General features: G+C 62.1%; 12 protein-coding genes. 10 read left to right on the top strand and 2 right to left on the bottom strand.

Features of this window, described 5'->3' with window-relative positions; genetic code table 11:
• Positions 1-9: 9 nt before the first annotated feature.
• Complete coding sequence (gene ptsP, locus KUV72_RS04185) at positions 10-2,271, top strand: phosphoenolpyruvate--protein phosphotransferase (protein ID WP_206941114.1); 2,262 nt, start codon at positions 10-12, stop codon at positions 2,269-2,271.
• 43 nt (positions 2,272-2,314) lie between these two features.
• On the opposite strand, the gene KUV72_RS04180 is transcribed toward ptsP, so the two are convergent.
• Positions 2,315-3,133 (bottom strand): NRDE family protein, encoded by an 819-nt coding sequence (locus KUV72_RS04180; RefSeq protein WP_222237551.1) that lies wholly within the window; start codon positions 3,131-3,133, stop codon positions 2,315-2,317.
• A gap of 131 nt (positions 3,134-3,264) precedes the next feature.
• Between KUV72_RS04180 and KUV72_RS04175 the strand changes: the two genes are divergently transcribed.
• The 8 genes from KUV72_RS04175 to KUV72_RS04140 all read left to right on the top strand — a co-directional run bounded on the left by KUV72_RS04175 (position 3,265) and on the right by KUV72_RS04140 (position 12,308).
• Positions 3,265-4,461, top strand: coding sequence for a response regulator (locus KUV72_RS04175; protein ID WP_222237550.1), 1,197 nt, complete (start codon positions 3,265-3,267; stop codon positions 4,459-4,461).
• Positions 4,461-5,249: a sulfite exporter TauE/SafE family protein gene (locus tag KUV72_RS04170; protein WP_206941101.1), complete on the top strand. Its 789-nt coding sequence runs from the start codon at positions 4,461-4,463 to the stop codon at positions 5,247-5,249. The genes KUV72_RS04175 and KUV72_RS04170 overlap by 1 nt, the downstream gene beginning before the upstream one ends.
• A gap of 83 nt (positions 5,250-5,332) precedes the next feature.
• A complete protein-coding gene (lgt, locus tag KUV72_RS04165; protein ID WP_206941099.1) occupies positions 5,333-6,136 on the top strand; it encodes a prolipoprotein diacylglyceryl transferase in 804 nt (267 codons plus the stop codon).
• 137 nt (positions 6,137-6,273) lie between these two features.
• Positions 6,274-7,110 carry a thymidylate synthase gene (locus tag KUV72_RS04160; protein ID WP_206941097.1) on the top strand — a complete coding sequence of 279 codons (837 nt, stop codon included), beginning with the start codon at positions 6,274-6,276 and terminating at the stop codon, positions 7,108-7,110.
• Positions 7,111-7,121: 11 nt separating this feature from the next.
• The gene (locus KUV72_RS04155) at positions 7,122-7,703 is read left to right on the top strand and encodes a dihydrofolate reductase (RefSeq protein ID WP_222237787.1); all 582 of its coding nucleotides are present in this window, start codon (positions 7,122-7,124) and stop codon (positions 7,701-7,703) included.
• Positions 7,704-7,861: 158 nt separating this feature from the next.
• Positions 7,862-9,358, top strand: coding sequence for a ProQ/FINO family protein (locus KUV72_RS19955; protein WP_315857849.1), 1,497 nt, complete (start codon positions 7,862-7,864; stop codon positions 9,356-9,358).
• Positions 9,359-9,936: 578 nt separating this feature from the next.
• On the top strand, positions 9,937-11,094 hold the full coding sequence (locus KUV72_RS04145; RefSeq protein ID WP_222237549.1) for a porin: 1,158 nt from the start codon (positions 9,937-9,939) through the stop codon (positions 11,092-11,094).
• 101 nt (positions 11,095-11,195) lie between these two features.
• Entirely contained in the window at positions 11,196-12,308 is a 1,113-nt protein-coding gene (locus KUV72_RS04140; protein WP_222237548.1) for a hypothetical protein, read from the top strand.
• Positions 12,309-12,401: 93 nt separating this feature from the next.
• Here the strand turns inward: KUV72_RS04140 and KUV72_RS04135 are convergent, their stop codons facing one another.
• Positions 12,402-13,847, bottom strand: coding sequence for a catalase (locus KUV72_RS04135; RefSeq protein ID WP_222237547.1), 1,446 nt, complete (start codon positions 13,845-13,847; stop codon positions 12,402-12,404).
• A 176-nt stretch (positions 13,848-14,023) separates the two neighbouring features.
• On the opposite strand from KUV72_RS04135, the gene KUV72_RS04130 reads away from it, so the two are divergent.
• Positions 14,024-16,012 (top strand): diguanylate cyclase domain-containing protein, encoded by a 1,989-nt coding sequence (locus KUV72_RS04130; RefSeq protein WP_315857848.1) that lies wholly within the window; start codon positions 14,024-14,026, stop codon positions 16,010-16,012.

Raw genomic sequence — 16,012 nt, 5'->3', positions numbered from 1 at the left:
AGGCCTTTCATGCTCAAGGTCCTTCAACGCATCATTCAAGAGGTCAACAGCGCGCGCAGCCTGGACGCTGCGCTGGCGACCCTCGTTCGGCGCACGCGCAAGGCGATGCAGACCGATGTCTGCTCGTTCTATCTCTACGACAGCGAACGTGAAGCCCTGGTCCTGATGGAGACCATCGGCCTGCGTACCCAGGCCGTGGGCCAGGTGGCGCTTCCGGTGGGCGAGGGGCTGGTGGGTACCGTTGCACGCAGGGAAGAGCCTCTCAACCTGGAAGATGCCCAGGCGCATCCCAGCTTCCGCTATTTCGAGGCCACCGGCGAAGAGCGCTATTCCAGTTTCCTTGGCGTTCCCATCATTCACCAGCGGCGCATGCTCGGCGTATTGGTGGTGCAGCAGACCGAACGACGACGCTATGACGAATCCGATGAGGCCTTTCTGGTCACCATGGGCGCTCAGCTGGCGGGTGTGCTGGCCCATGCGCTGGCCACCGGTGGTTTGACCTGTCCGGCCTTTCCCGGTGTCCAGGCAACCTTTGTCGGGGTGGCGGCATCCCCGGGAATGGCCATCGGTGAAGCGGTGGTGCTGTCACCCCCGGCGGATCTGGATAGCGTGCCTGACCTGATTCCCACCGATGTGGAGTACGAGATCGCTCGCCTCAAGGAGGCCATCGCACGGGTGCGTGACGAGATTCGCGCGGCAGGCGAGCGCCTCGCCAATCGTATCTCCACTCAGGAGCTGGCGCTGTTCGATGTGTACCAGCAGATGCTGGGAGAGGCGGCGTTATCCCAGGAAGTCGAAAAGCGCATCCGCGAGGGGCAATGGGCGCCCGGGGCGCTGGCCGACGTGGTCCGCCGTCACGTGCAGTACCTGGAGCGCGTGGATGACGACTACCTGCGGGAGCGCGCGGCGGACGTGCGTGACCTGGGGCGGCGCGTGCTGGCGCACCTCCAGGAGGAATCCCCACGCCTGCCGGAGCACTATCCCAAGGGCGCCATTCTTATCGGTGACGAGATCAGCGTTGCCCTGCTGGGCGAGGTCCCGCGGGAGCGCCTCGGTGGGTTGATTTCGGTGCGGGGTTCCAGCAACTCCCATGTGGCCATCATTGCCCGTGCAATGGGCATTCCGCTGGTGTCGGGGATGGTCGACCTGCCGCTGCCTCGCCTGGACGGTGCCCCACTGGTCATGGACGGCCACCGCGGGCGTGTGTTCGTGCGGCCCGGGCCGGAGCTGGTGGCCCATTACCAGAGCCTGATCAACGAGGAGAAGGCCCTGGCGGCCATGCTCGAGCACGAGCAGGACCTGCCCAGCGTGACGCCGGATGCCCACGCCATGACCCTGATGGTCAACACCGGCCTGACGGTCGATACCGTGGCGTCATTGAAGACGCGCATCGGCGGGGTGGGGCTGTATCGCACGGAAGTGCCTTTCATGATCACCGAGCGCTTCCCCGGCGAACAGGAACAGACACGCCTCTACCGCGAGCAGTTGGAGAGCTTTTCCCCTCTGCCCGTGGTCATGCGCACGCTGGACATCGGTGGCGACAAGGATCTGCCCTATTTCCCGATCGAGGAAGCCAATCCGTTCCTGGGCTGGCGCGGTATCCGCGTGACCCTGGATCACCCCGAAGTGTTGATGGTGCAGCTGCGGGCCATGTTGAGAGCCTCACAAGGCCTCGACAACCTGGAGCTGCTGCTGCCGATGGTGACCAACGTCAACGAGGTGGACGACACCCTGAGGTTGATCGAGCGCGCCATCGTCGAGCTGGGCGAAGAAGGCGTCGATGTGCGTCGTCCGCGCCTGGGGGTGATGCTGGAAGTGCCGGCGACCCTGTATCAGCTCAAGGCACTGGCAGCTCGGGTCGACTTCTTCTCGGTGGGCAGCAACGACCTGACCCAGTACCTGCTGGCGGTGGATCGCAACAATCCACGCGTGGCGGACCTCTATGACTCCTGCCATCCGGCGGTGCTGTCGGCACTGTATCGTCTGGCAGCAGAAAGTGACGAGCTGGGTGTGCCAACATCGGTGTGCGGCGAGTTGGCCGGTGATCCTGCGGGAGCACTGCTGCTGATGGGAATGGGATTCAGGGTGCTGTCCATGAACGGCCCGAACCTGCCCAGGGTGCGTGCTGCCATCCGTCGCGTGACCCGTCAGGACGCGGCAGAGCTGGTCACGCAGACGCTGGCCTTGGATACCCCGGCCCAGGTGCGTGCTCACCTGACGCAGCGAATGGAAGATTGGCAGCTGGCCCATCTGCTGCCGCCACGGGATTGAGATGCTTAGGCGCAGTGCCTGGTACCTACTGGCTTGCGCTGGGTTAGCGGCGGCTGATGGGCAATGTCAGCCGCGATTCCCCGAGGAAGCTGCCACCAGGGCCAAAACGTTGTTCGTGGATGACAAAGTGCTCATCGACGCCGTTGTTCACATCGCCCCGCACGAGCACCACGCTGGTGGTCGCCCTGGTGCCGTAGTCATCGCCAACGATAAAGGCAGGTGACAGGAAGCGCTCAAGGTCGAGCCCGACGCCGGTGTCGGGCAGGCGCTCGTCCTCCGGGCGCCGCTGGTCACTGAACCCTCGACGGGCCTGAGGAAGTGTCTCGACCCGTTGGTGGATGACATCGTCAGTCAGGGCCTGCGTCACTTTCTCGAGTTTTGGCCATGGCGTATCCAGTGACGCATTGGACAGCCCGTGGGTACCTGGCGTGACCCGGTCAAGGGTAGCGCCATGACGATCCCGGCGCAGATGCCAGAGATGTTCCCCATCACCGACCAGCAGGTTGAAACCGGCATATGCCAAGGCATGGTCGCACTGTTGACGGTGCAGCCAGTGCTCTAGGTCGTCGGTTTCCAGTGCTTGTCGCACCAGTAGGCCGCGGCTCGCTACCGGAGGCTCGGGGATAAAGTCGGGGTCGCGGACGTTGGTGATGGCGGCAAAGCGCCCGCGGCGGTGGACCCCAAGCCAGGTGCCTCCGGCCTCCAGGTCACGTCCTGCGACCAGACTGGGAGCATCGTCCCAGGCCGCCAGCGGGGCGGTCGGGCGAGCGTGCAGCTCATCGCGATTGGCGATGAGAACAACAGCGTGCCGACTGTCGGGGGCGCTGTCAGCTGGGGCGTGGTGCAGGGCGATAAGACACATCGATGCAGGGTAGCGGCATATGTCGCCGATGGGAATCCGCGAGGACAGCGTTTATGTCGTCGTCTGTGCCACCATGACAGTCGGCAGCTGGCGACGTAAACTCGTGGTTCCTTCACATAACGGTAGGGATGATGCTAGGCGACGACGGCAAGGAACGCTTGTGGCGCAGGCTGGTCATTCCCATCCTGTGGCCAGTGGCAGCTGCCCAGGGGGTACTGCTGGCGCTATGCCTGGTGCTGGCGCTATCGCTGCACTGGCTGATGCCGGCGGCATCCAGCTGGAGCACGACGCTGTGGATGATCACGGGGCTGCTGGTGGGCACCGCGCTCAATATCATGGTGTTCCTGGTGCTGCTCAAGCATCGACTAGCCGAGGTGGAGCGGGATCTTGGCGGGCTGCTCGACAGAGTCGAGGCATGCCTGCATCAGGTACTCAAGACGAGGACAGGAAAGCCCGCTGAGGCTGCCGGCGCTCCCGTTGACCGAGTCGAAACGCTGCTCGATGCCTTCGAGTCCAGCGCTCCTCCCGTGGCGGAAGCTCCGCCCCCTATGGTTGGCCTGGGGCCGATCATTCATGCCGATCAAGTCAGCAATTGGCAGCAGGAAAGTCGCCGGCTGGAAGCTGCACTATCCCGTGCTCGCGAGGAATCGCGCTTGAAGTCGAGCTATCTGAGCCACCTGAGCAAGGCATTGGCGCCGCTGGTGGTCGAGCTGGAATCACTGATGCAAGCAGATGGCACCCCTTCACCGCAGGCGCAGGCCGACAGTCAGCAGGAAAGCCGTCGGGCAGCCGACACTGAGACCGTCGATGGCGTGGCAAGGCCCTCCGGCGAGCTGCTGCGCCGCTTGGGCGATATACGCCTGCTGCTGGACAATCTGGAGGCGGGCGACGAGGAAGAGAGAAGCGCCGCTCGGGATTCATCCCCGCGACACCAGGCACCGAAAGTTCTGATCGTCGACGATGGCCCGGTCAATTTGATGCTGGCACGCGAAGTGCTGGAACGCCGTGGGGTGGACGTGGTTACCGCAACCCGCGGCGAAGAGGCCCTGGAGTGGCTAGATGCCCATGTGGTGGACCTGGTGCTGATGGATATCGTGCTGCCTGATATCGACGGTATCGAGACTTCTCGTCGCTTGCGCGCTGTCGAGGCCGCTCACCCGGAACGCCCTCGTGCGGTAGTGATCGCGCTGACGGCCAATGCCAGCGATGAAGACCAACAGCGCTTCAAGGAGGTCGGCATGGATGCCTTCCTGGCCAAGCCGTATCGTCCCCAGGCATTGCTCGAATTGCTCGACACCTGGCTGCCTCAATCCGCGAGGCTGTCCTGATGCTCATGGCCATCATGTCCTATCTGGCGCTCGGGGCGGTCGCTGGGGCGCTTGCCGGCTTGTATGGCGTGGGCGGAGGACTGATCATCGTTCCCAGCCTGATGGCCGTGTTTGCACTGCAGCAAGTGCCTGTGGAGATTTCCATGCACCTGGCCGTAGGCACCTCCCTGGCAAGTATCGTCATCACCGGTTCTTCCTCGGCCCTGGGACACTATCGGCGCGGCAGCATTCGCCGCGACTGGCTGGTAGCCCTGCTTCCAGGGCTGGTGCTTGGGGCCATCGCAGGGGTCTTCGTGGCGGGAGCCCTGTCCGGCGGCATGCTGGGAACGCTGTTTGGGGTGTTCCTGCTGCTGGTTGCGCTGAAGCTGGTACTGGGGCGCTCACCCAAGGCCGGCAGCAGCGCGCCGGGGCGGCGCAGCATGATCGTCGCTGGCGGCGTCATCGGGGGGATTTCTGCACTGTTCGGTATCGGCGGGGGCACTCTGAGCGTACCCTGGCTGATTCGCTGTGGCGCCACCATGACCCAGGCGGTGGGCACCTCGGCTGCCTGTGGCCTGCCGATTGCGCTGGTCGGGGCCCTGACCTTTGTCGCGGTGGGCTGGGGCGATCCTCGGCTACCTCAGGGGGCGGTAGGCTTTCTCATGCTGCCTGCCCTGTTCGGCATTGCCCTGACCAGCGTCCCCTGCGCCAGGCTGGGTGTGCGCCTGGCCCACCGGCTGCCGGCACGGGTGCTCAAACTGTCATTCGCACTGCTGCTGACGGTAGTCGGACTCGGCTTCCTGCTGTAGCGAACCCGAGCAGGGTTTCGCGGTCACATGAGTCTTCCGCCATATCGATTTCACTCTCTTACTGATCAGGGACATAACCGAGCATGCTGTCATACCCTCAAATCGACCCGGTGGCCATCGCGCTGGGTCCCTTCAAGGTCCACTGGTATGGACTGATGTATGTCGTCGGCTTTGTCGCGGCATGGTGGCTGGGCTGTCGCCGAGCGCATCGGATCGGTTTGACCCGTGACGATGTGGGCGACCTGCTGTTCTACGCCGCCATCGGTGTCGTGGCAGGGGGACGACTGGGGTACGCGCTGTTTTACGGACTGGACCAGTGGCTGGCGGATCCGCTGTGGATCGTCAAGGTGTGGGATGGTGGCATGAGCTTCCACGGCGGCCTGATCGGGGTGCTGCTGGCAGCCTTGCTGTTTGCCCGTCGCAAGCAGCTGGCGTTTTTCACGCTGACCGATTTCGTCGCGCCGCTGGTACCGATCGGCCTTGGGGCAGGACGTATCGGTAACTTCATCAATCACGAGCTGCCGGGGCGCGTCACTGACCTGCCCTGGGGCATGCCGTTTCCCGGCTATGGCCCTGAACCGCGCCATCCGTCGTCACTGTACGAAGCCTTGTTGGAAGGCGTGGTGCTGTTTGTGGTGCTGTGGTGGGTGTCGGCCACGCCCAGACGTCGGGGCCTGGTATCGGGTCTGTTCCTGCTGGGCTACGGCGCCTTCCGCTTCTCGGTGGAGTTCGTGCGCAGACCCGACCCCCAGCTAGGCTTCATTGCCTTCGACTGGGTCACCATGGGCATGCTGCTCAGCCTGCCGATGATCGTTTTTGGCGTGCTGCTGGTGGCCTGGTCCCGTCGTCAGCCAGTGGATGCCAGGCTTAGCCCGAGCGCCGGATGAGGGCGCGCCTGTTGCTTGACGATCGGCGCTGACGAATCGCTTTCGGGACGAGCGCTGCCGCTTCTGGTATCACGGCTGGCCGGTCAGTAGAATGACCGGCCAGCTTCGTCTTGAAACGTTCCAACGAGTGATTGCCCATGTCTGTCGTCGCCCCTGAAACCGCCTCTCTGCCCGCCTTGGAACAGCCTTACCTGGATCTGATGCGCGCCGTGCTGGACAACGGCGTCGAGCGGGAAGACCGCACCGGCGTGGGCACCCGCTCGATCTTTGGTCACCAGATGCGTTTTGACCTGTCCCGTGGTTTTCCGCTGGTGACGACCAAGAAACTTCACCTGCGCTCGATCATCCACGAGCTGCTGTGGTTTCTGAAGGGTGATACCAATATTGCCTACCTGAAGGAACACGGTGTCCGTATCTGGGATGAGTGGGCGGATGAGGATGGCGACCTCGGGCCTGTGTATGGCTATCAGTGGCGCAGCTGGCCCGACCCGCGGGGCGGCCATGTGGACCAGATCGAAACGCTGCTGGAACAGATCGCCACGAACCCCGGATCCCGTCGCCTGATTGTCTCTGCCTGGAACCCTGCCCTGGTGGATGAGATGGCGCTGCCTCCTTGCCACTGCCTGTTCCAGTTCTATGTGGCTGACGGCAAGCTGTCGTGCCAGCTCTACCAGCGCAGCGCCGATATCTTTCTGGGCGTGCCGTTCAATATCGCCAGCTATGCGCTACTGACGCAGATGATTGCCCAGGTGGTTGGGCTCAAGCCCGGCGACTTCGTGCATACCCTGGGAGATGCCCACCTTTACCTCAATCATCTGGAGCAGGCCGAGCTGCAGCTGAGTCGTCAGCCGACCTCCGCACCCAGGCTGGTGCTGGACCCGAGCGTCGACAACCTGTTCGATTTCCGCTTCGAACACATTGCCATCGAAGACTATGAACCACATCCCCATATCAAGGCAGAGGTGGCGGTATGACCCAGGCGCCGATGACGGAACAGTCTCATCCTGACAGTGATGCTCAGCGGATCGCGGAGCTCGACACCTTTGTGCCGGTGGCCATGATCGCCGCCATGTCGCGCAACCGAGTGATCGGTGTGGATAACCAGCTGCCCTGGTACCTGCCGGAGGATCTCAAGTTCTTCAAGCGCATGACCCAGGCCAAGCCCCTGGTGATGGGGCGCAAGACCTTCGAGTCCATTGGCCGTCCGCTGCCCAATCGCCTCAACATCGTGGTGACGCGGGACAAGACCTTCGCCCATGACGGCGTCAGGGTATGTCACGATCTGGCCAGCGCCATTGCCTTGGCAGACCAGCAGGCCACCATCGAGGCCGCTGAGGAAATCATGGTGATGGGGGGCGCTCAGATTTATGCCCAGGCCATGCCGCTGGCGTCGCGACTGTATCTGACCGAGGTCGATATCGAGATCGAGGGGGATGCCTTCTTCCCGGCTCTTGATGACGATTGGACCGAACAGGCAAGCGACGCCGGTACGCCCGCCGAAGGCCAGCCCCACTATCGTTTTGTGCGCTACGAGCGGTCCCGCTCGCAAGACGGCATGTCAGCCTGAACGTCCGGTAAATAGAGTGGGTGCCGATCGTCGCAGACAGGCGACAATTGCCACATCGCCGGGCCTGGCACAGACTGTGTCGATAATCCCGACAATAGCGGGCGCTGACATCAGCGGCCCCGTCATCGCAGTAACCTGGTGAGCCTGGAGGAGTCGACGTGAGCGAGACACGCGCAGAACACCCGTTGGAGGCGCTTGAGCAACGAACGGCGTCGCTGTTGGACGGACTGCGTGAAGGTCGCCTGCGCGAGCGGCAGCTGTCCAGCGACCAGCGCCAGCTGCTGGATGACAAGCAGCGCCTGGCCAGCGAATTGAACGCTGCACGGGAGCGCCTGGGTGATCTGGAAGCACAGCTCGACACCCTGCGGCAAGCGCAGCAGACCCTGGAAACCGAGCATCGTGCCCTGGCGTCCCAGCGTGAGTCGCTACTTGAGGAGCGCTCGTCGTTGATCGAGGAACGCGCGTCGCTGATTGAGGAGCGCGCGTCGTTGATCCAAGAGCGCACCGCGCTGTTCGAGGAAAATAGCGAGCTCAAGGAAGAAAACCGCGAACTCGATGAGCAGAATCGCGAGCTTGAGGCGCACAATGCCCGACTGCGTGACCGCGTCGAGCACCCGGATCACGAACCTGACATTACTGCCTTCCGTCCCCCCCAGCGCCGAGCCCAGGGGTTGGCTGCCCTGATGCAGCATCGTCCACGTCCTGTCGGCGATAGCCCTGTTATCGATAGCCCTGCCATAGATAGCCCTGCCATAGATAGCCCTGCACGCGATGAACGAGAGCAGGGCGCTTCGTCCAGCGCGCCGACGATCGCGTCCCAGCCCGGCCAGGACAGCCCGGCCTCTTTGGGCCATGGCAGCGAGCCGGTGAAAGATGAAAGGGCACAGGAGTCGACTGCTGCCGAGGTGACTGCTACCGAGAACCCCCCAACGGCGACGGCCGACACGGCTGCGCTGTCCAGTCACAGCGATGACCAGGTCGCAGAAAAGCCTGATACAGAGGTGGGAGTGCAGGGCGACCTCGCCTTTGACAAGGCGCCGTCTCCCCAGGCACTGCTGGGTGATTGGTATCGTCGTTATGACCAGACCTTCTTCAAGGGCCACACCCGGCCACTTAAGGTGGGCATCCACGAGGAGCTGGCCGCCCGGGAACCCTGGCCGGAAAAGCTCGTCCGCCGGGCCTTGGCCTGCTATGTGAACCTGCCTCGCTACCTCAAGTCCGTGCGTGAAGGGGCGGAGCGGATTGGCCTGGACGGCGAACTGGTCGGCCAGGTCGATGCCCAGGCGGCGGAGCATGCCAAACGCAAGCTGGACCGACTGCAGGCGGAGCAGCGTGGGCGCGGCACAATGTCGCGCCGTCGGCGCAACAAGGGGCACGGCAACGACAAGCCCTCAGGCTCCGACAACCACTCAGACTCCGACAAGGGTTCCGATTCCGGCAAGCCTTCAGGCACCGGCAACAGCGACACCTCCGCATCCGCCAAGGCGTCGACTCACGCTGGCCACCGGGACACTGACAGTGTGAGCGCCAAGCCCGCTCGTCCTGCAGACAGCGATATACCTGCCGTCACTCCGGATCGTCAGGGGGATGGCGAGGAAACGCGCCTTCAGCGAAAGCTGGATGAACTGCTGGCGCGTCACAACAGCAGCCGCTAAAGAAGCGCTGACGGCAGCCGTCGAGCAATGCCTGACCCCTGCCGCCCAGCACCAGCCTATCCGTGAAGCACTAACACAGCACAACACAACGCAACGCAGTGACGCGCCGGTACTGGCGTCGCTGCGATGGTAGCCCAATGCCGTTGATAGCAGGAGCGGCTGTTCAACCCGTTTGCTCTCTCATTGACTTGAAAGCGTCACATCAGCGGGGCATGATGTTAGCGCTACGCCCGATGCAGCTTTCTATGCAGAATCGGTAAACAGTTGGCGAACATTGTTCGTTAACTGCCTTTTGCAGTTTCTGCTCGGGTAGCATTTTCGCAGGGATCGGTGTCGAAGCGATGGGCAGCTGGAACGAAAACAGTGTTTTTTTCTTGTTGCGCTCCTGAGAAACCCGGTATATGGTTGCCCTTGCGAGCATTGGACTATAACAAGGCTTCGCCGCTGTCGGGCTCGCTGTTCAGGTTCCCTGCCAGGAACCCGTAAGGACAGAATTACGAGCCGGCAATGACCGGCAAGCCAAGGCTGCCAAGCGCAGCAACGATCGAAACAGCAAGCTAGTCAAAAGGAACTCAGCAATGAAAAAGACACTGTTAGCGACTGCCATCGCTGGTGCTGCTGCCTTCACCGCCGTTGGCGCCCAGGCTGCTACCGTCTACAACCAAGACGGCACCAAGCTCGACATCTACGGTAACGTCCAGCTGGTTTACGCCGGCGTTAAGGATGCTGACGGCGAAAGTCGTGACGAAATCGCCGACAACGGCTCTACCTTCGGTTTCGCCGCTGAGCACGTCATCTACAACGGTCTGATCGGTTACGCCAAGATCGAAATCGACGACTTCAAGGCCGACGAAATGAAGGTTGCTGGCCGTGATGCAGGCGACACTGCCTACATCGGCTTGAAGGGCAACTTCGGTGACGCGCGCGTCGGTTCCTACGACTCCCTGCTGGATGACTGGATCCAGGATCCGATCACCAACAACGAATACTTCGATGCCTCTGACTCCAACACCTTCAAGGGTGCTCCGGGTGAAGATGCTGACAGCGCCGACGTTGTTGCCGGCGATCCCGAAGGCGACAAGATCACCTACACCTCTCCGGTCTGGGGCGGCTTCCAGTTCGCGGTTGGTAGCCAGTACAAGGGCGACGCCGAGAACGAAAACCTGTCTGACGGCGGCGAAGCTTCCTTCTTCGGTGGTCTGAAGTACACCTACGGCGGCTTCTCTATCGCTGGTGTGTACGACGACCTGGGCATCTACGACATCGAAGACCAGACCGTCACCTACAACACTACCACTGTTGATGCTGACAACATCGTCGTAACCGAACAGAAAACCGTCACCATCGATGACGAAGATCTGGGCGACCAGTACGGTGTGACCATGCAGTACCAGTGGGACAGCCTGCGCGTTGCCCTCAAGTACGAGCGTTTCGAGTCTGACAACGACTTCCTGAAGGACGCTGACTACTACGCCATCGGTGCCCGCTACGGCTACGGCAACGGCATGGGCGACGTCTACGGCGCCTACCAGTACATCGACTTCGGTGGCAATGGCTTCAGCGACTTTGACTCCGCCAACGATGACGAGAACGACGACGACAACTTCAACGAAGTGGTTGGCGGCGTGACTTACAACATCTCCGACGCCATGTACACCTACGTGGAAGGCGCCTGGCGTGACCGTGACAACGACCAGGGTGACGGCTACGCCGTGGGTCTGACCTACCTGTTCTAATCCAACAGGTTTGACCCCCCTAGCGTTGTGACGCTATAAACGAAAGCCGATCCTCCGGGATCGGCTTTTTTCTGCACTCTACCGCAAGCATGTGAGGATCCATGAAAGACGTCACCCTACCCGCGGCGCTGCTGGCGCTTGGCGTTGCTCTGGCCAGCTCCACCGTCCAGGCATCCGATAGCGTCATGACCGAGCGCTTCCGCGAGGAGAATCGTCAGCTCGACCTGACCGGCTTCTTCAAGCCGGAAAGCGACGCGCGCAGCCAGACCTTTCTGTTCGGAACTCCTCACGCGCATGATTTCGAGGTAGAGGAAGAGGGTGTCTATCGTTTCGAAAGCCGCGTCAGCGCCGGCTACGAGGATACCTACCAGATTGAAGCCGTACTGCAAGACGATGCCGGTAATGTGATCGCTCGTGGTCAGGGCTACGGCCAGGAAGGCGGGCTGCAGCTCGAAAGCCGCCTGACTCCTGGCAAGTATGAACTGCAGGTCAAGGGCACCCGCTTTGGCCGTCGCGGCCGCGCCGGCGATGGCTACAGCATTGCTGTGGTGGGCCTGGATAGCCAGGGTAACCGGATCGAAGTCGATGATGGAGTCGGGCTGCAGTTCGTGGGGTCTGATCGTGACGGCAATCAGAGCGCCTTTGTCACCAGTCGTGACGCCGTGGTGACCCTGGGAGGCCAGTCTGCCACTACAACGTCAGCCTCCGCGACGGCTAGCGGTTCGGCGGCCGCCGCTTCAAGTGCGACGGCTTCCAGTGCGGCTGCCTCCAGTGCTGGAGCCACCAGTGCAGCGGCCGGCGGTGCCGCGGTGGCCGGTACGGCGGCGGTTGCCGGGGCCTCCGATAGCGTCAGTGGCAGTGAAGCACGCAGTGATGACCCGGGCGAGCGCCAGGTACAGAGCGTCAAGACCGACGTCAAGATTCGTGCTCGTGGTGAGGTGCTGTCCTTCAACGTGGCTGAGCCTAGTCAAGTACGTATCACGACCTCCACCTTCCCGCCGGGAGATGAAGACACCTATCGTCTGACCATGGAAGTGGCGGATGGCTCCGGTCGCATTGTTGCCGAAGGCGCTGGTGAAGGCTTTAACGGTAACGTGGACCTGTCCACCCAGCTGGATCCGGGCACCTACCACATCCGCGTCACTGGACAGAAGTTCGGCAACGCGATGGACGGCCCCAATAACTACGAGCTGAAGGTTGTGCTCGACAACTAAGCCCCGATGGGCCGGTTGTGGCAAAGAGTAATAAAAGGACGGGCCCCGCGGGGCCCGTTTTTTTAGTGGTGAAGGCGTCGTCAGGACTGGTGATCAATCCCCGACTCGGGCGATGGCCTCTCGTACGCCAGCAGCGTACTCCGGGTGACACTTCTCGAAGTGGCCCAGCTGGCGCTCCTTGATCTCGCTTGGAACCCCCTGCATATGACGGGCGATGTTGCCAAACAGACGCTGCTTCTGGTCGTCGCTCATCAGCTCGAACAGGGCCCGCGGCTGGCTGTAGTCGTCGTTGCCGTCACGATGGTTGTGGCGCCAGGCGTCACCTTCCAGCGGCAGCGGCGGCTCGACAGCGCTGGGGTCTTCCTGCGGGCCTCCGAAAGAGTTGGGCTCGTAGTAGGCGTCCGGGTTTTCCTCTCCATTGGCGAAGAAGCGCATCGGGCCATCCTTGTGGTAGTGGTGGACCGGGCATTTCGGCTGGTTCACCGGCAGCGCCTCGTAGTGGGTGCCGAGACGATAGCGGTGGGCGTCTGCATAGGAGAAGACCCTGGCCTGCAGCATCTTGTCCGGTGAGAAGCCGATGCCCGGCACCTTGTTGGACGGTGAGAAGGCGGCCTGCTCGATTTCGGCGAAGTAGTTATCGGCGTTGCGGTTGAGCTCGAAGTGACCCACCTCGATCAGCGGATAGTCGCCGTGGGGCCATACCTTGGTCAGGTCGAACGGGTTGAAGGGGCAGCGCTTGGCCTCGTCTTCTGTCATCACCTGAATGAAGACGTTCCAGCGCGGGTAATCACCGTTCTCGAGTGCGTTGTAGAGATCTTCCTGAGTCGTTTCACGGCTCTTGCCGACCACTTCCTCCGCCTCGGCATCGGTAAAGTGCTGGTGTCCCTGGGCGGTGCGGAAATGGAACTTGCACCACACGCGCTCGCCGTCAGCATTAATCAATGAATAGGTGTGCGAGCCGTAACCATTGATATGACGCACATCGGTGGGCAGACCGCGGTCCGACATCAGCATGGTGACCTGATGAAGTGACTCAGGCGACAGTGACCAGAAGTCCCAGGCTGCCGTGGCGGAGCGCATGTTGGTGCGGGGATGGCGCTTCTGGGTGTGGATGAAGTCCGGGAACTTATATGGGTCGCGGATAAAGAAGACCGGCGTATTGTTGCCGACCAGGTCCCAGTTGCCTTCCTCGGTGTAGAACTTGAGCGCAAAGCCGCGAACGTCGCGCTCGGCATCGGCTGCGCCTTGCTCACCGGCAACGGTCGAGAAACGCGCCAGCATCGGCGTCTGGCTGCCCGGAGTGAAGACCTTGGCCTTGGAATAGCGAGTGATGTCACCGGTAATGGTCAGGGTGCCGTGGGCGCCCCAGCCCTTGGCGTGCACGGTACGCTCGGGGATGCGCTCGCGGTTCTGGTGGGCGAGCTTCTCCAGCAGTTGGTAGTCCTCAAGCAGCAAGGGCCCACGCGGACCGGCCGTCAGGCTGTTCTGGTTGTCGCCGATGGGGGCTCCGGCGCTGGTGGTCATGGTCTTGCGGGTCATGAGGCGTCTCCATTGTTCACTGATCACGGTCTACGTCTTAAAGATAGAGACTGATGTCTCATGGGAACAATGATTCCTTTCTATTTCGGTTATAGGAAATGAGTGTTTAGGAGTAGTATTTATGTTATTCACGACGGATGTGATAACTCGCTGACATATCCTGAGGACCAACCTTCGTGGCCAAGCTGTTCAGTGTCGTGGCAACGCTGTCACTACAAGTGAGAATGTTGATCGGTCTAGCAGCCACCTGGCTGGTAGTGATCACGATTCTGCTGGTCTGGGGCTGGTACACCGGGAAGGATCTGGTTCGCGAGGTCAACTTTTCCCACCTGCGTTACGAAACCCGACTGATCGCCGATGAGGTGACCGAGGAAATTGATACCCGGCTCGATATGCTCGGTCGACTGGCAGCGCTGCGTGATAACCGGGCTCTGCTGGACGCCTCCAGTGAGGCCCTTCGCGATAGTGGGGCCCTGCTCGAGCTGTTCGATGCTCTGGTCGTGATGGACGCAACCGGCAAGGTAGCCGCCGACTGGCCGCCTACGCCAGGGCGCCAGGGCCTTGATATCAGTGACCGGGAATATTTCAGCTTTATGCGCGAGGTGCGCCGCCCCTACGTCAGTGAGCCCATCTATGGACGCGTCATCGGACTGCCGCTGGTTCTGCTCATGGTACCGCTGGTGTCCGACGAGGGGCGTTTCGAGGGCGCTCTGGCGGGGGTGGTGGAAGTCAACGCCGGAGGCATCTTTCGCCGCCTGAGTCGAGTCAGAATCGGCAATGACGGCTACGCTGCGGTATTTTCCGCCGCCGGTCAGGTGCTCTACCATCCGGACCAACGCCAGGTAATGGGGGAATTGGGGCGCGAGGGTGAGCTCAATCATAATCCGGCCCTCGACCTTGCTCTGTATGGTTGGCAGGGAGAGCGCTATGGTCCCGCTTTCAGTGGTGAGATGACCTTCCAGTCCTATCGTCAGGTGTGGCCTGCCAACTGGGTGGTGGGAGTCTTCCTGCCGGAAAACCAGGTACTCGCGCCGCTACGAGGACTACTCGAGCGCTTGGGAGCGGTGGGCATCGGGATTGCCTTGCTGCTGCTGCCGTTGCTGGGATGGATGGTCTGGCTGCTGCTGCGACCGCTGTACCAGTTGCAGTCGCAGATCGCCCAGGTGGGCAAGGGCACCCGCGGTCGCGTGGTGCTGGATACCCAGATGAAGGAACTGGTCCAGCTGGCCTCGGCCTTCAATGCCGTCGAGGTGGAACGCGAAAAGGCGCTGGCCGACCTGCGCGGTCGTGAAGCCTTTCTGGACGGGGTATTGGCGTCTTCCCCCATCGGCATGTTCGTGACGGATACCCAGGGCCGTATCACCTATGTGAACGATGCCCTGGTGCAGCTGACCGGGCGTTCGCCGGATGACATGGACCGTTCGGCCTGGGTTCAGGCCATCCATGCAGAAGATCGCGAGTCCGCCATCGAGCTGTGGCGCTACAGCCTGATGTCTGGTCAGACCTTCCTGCGTCAGTATCGCTACTGGCGTGAAGACGGAGAACTGCTGTGGCTTGAGGTGCATGCCAGCCAGGTGGCGATTGACGACGATATCTTCGGTTTCGTGGGTACCGTCAAGGACATCACGGCTCGCCGCCAGCAGGAGGCCATGAGTCAATGGGAGGCCGAGCATGACCCGCTGACCGGACTACTCAATCGGCGTGGCTTCGAGCGGCGCCTGGAGGAGGCCATGGTGGACTGGCGCAAGACGTCGACGCCCTCTGCGCTGATCCTGTTCGACCTGGATCGCTTCAAGCCGATCAACGATGAAGGCGGCCACCCCCTGGGCGACGAGATGCTCAAGCGTATCGCCAGGGAAGTGTCGGGCTGTGTGCGCAGCAGTGATCATGTTGCCCGTCAGGGGGGAGACGAGTTCGCGGTGCTTCTGCCAAGCTGTTCCCTGGCTCAGGCCAGACGCATCGGCGAGGCTATCCTTTCTGCCATTCACGGGACCTGTGTGGTGCATGAAGGCCACGAGTATCGGGTGACGTCCAGTCTCGGTATCACCGAGTTTCGCCCCGGTGATGTCGATGTCGCGGCGCTGGTCGAGCGAGCCGATGCGGCCAGCTATACCGCCAAGCGGGAAGGCCGCAACCGACTGGTGGTCGATGCCAGCAGCGCCTGA

The organism is Halomonas sp. DP4Y7-1 (assembly GCF_019800705.1).
Lineage (GTDB): Bacteria > Pseudomonadota > Gammaproteobacteria > Pseudomonadales > Halomonadaceae > Halomonas > Halomonas litopenaei_A.
The sequence above is the reverse complement of the archived record's forward strand: the minus strand, read 5'-3'. Positions and strand labels throughout refer to the sequence as shown.

Bases quoted from the DNA above. Each gene is read 5' to 3' on its own strand.
- ptsP (WP_206941114.1), top strand. From the start codon at position 10: ATGCTCAAGGTCCTTCAACGCATCATTCAAGAGGTCAACAGCGCGCGC.
- KUV72_RS04180 (WP_222237551.1), bottom strand. From the start codon at position 3,133: ATGTGTCTTATCGCCCTGCACCACGCCCCAGCTGACAGCGCCCCCGAC.
- KUV72_RS04175 (WP_222237550.1), top strand. From the start codon at position 3,265: ATGCTAGGCGACGACGGCAAGGAACGCTTGTGGCGCAGGCTGGTCATT.
- KUV72_RS04170 (WP_206941101.1), top strand. From the start codon at position 4,461: ATGCTCATGGCCATCATGTCCTATCTGGCGCTCGGGGCGGTCGCTGGG.
- lgt (WP_206941099.1), top strand. From the start codon at position 5,333: ATGCTGTCATACCCTCAAATCGACCCGGTGGCCATCGCGCTGGGTCCC.
- KUV72_RS04160 (WP_206941097.1), top strand. From the start codon at position 6,274: ATGTCTGTCGTCGCCCCTGAAACCGCCTCTCTGCCCGCCTTGGAACAG.
- KUV72_RS04155 (WP_222237787.1), top strand. From the start codon at position 7,122: ATGACGGAACAGTCTCATCCTGACAGTGATGCTCAGCGGATCGCGGAG.
- KUV72_RS04145 (WP_222237549.1), top strand. From the start codon at position 9,937: ATGAAAAAGACACTGTTAGCGACTGCCATCGCTGGTGCTGCTGCCTTC.
- KUV72_RS04140 (WP_222237548.1), top strand. From the start codon at position 11,196: ATGAAAGACGTCACCCTACCCGCGGCGCTGCTGGCGCTTGGCGTTGCT.
- KUV72_RS04135 (WP_222237547.1), bottom strand. From the start codon at position 13,847: ATGACCCGCAAGACCATGACCACCAGCGCCGGAGCCCCCATCGGCGAC.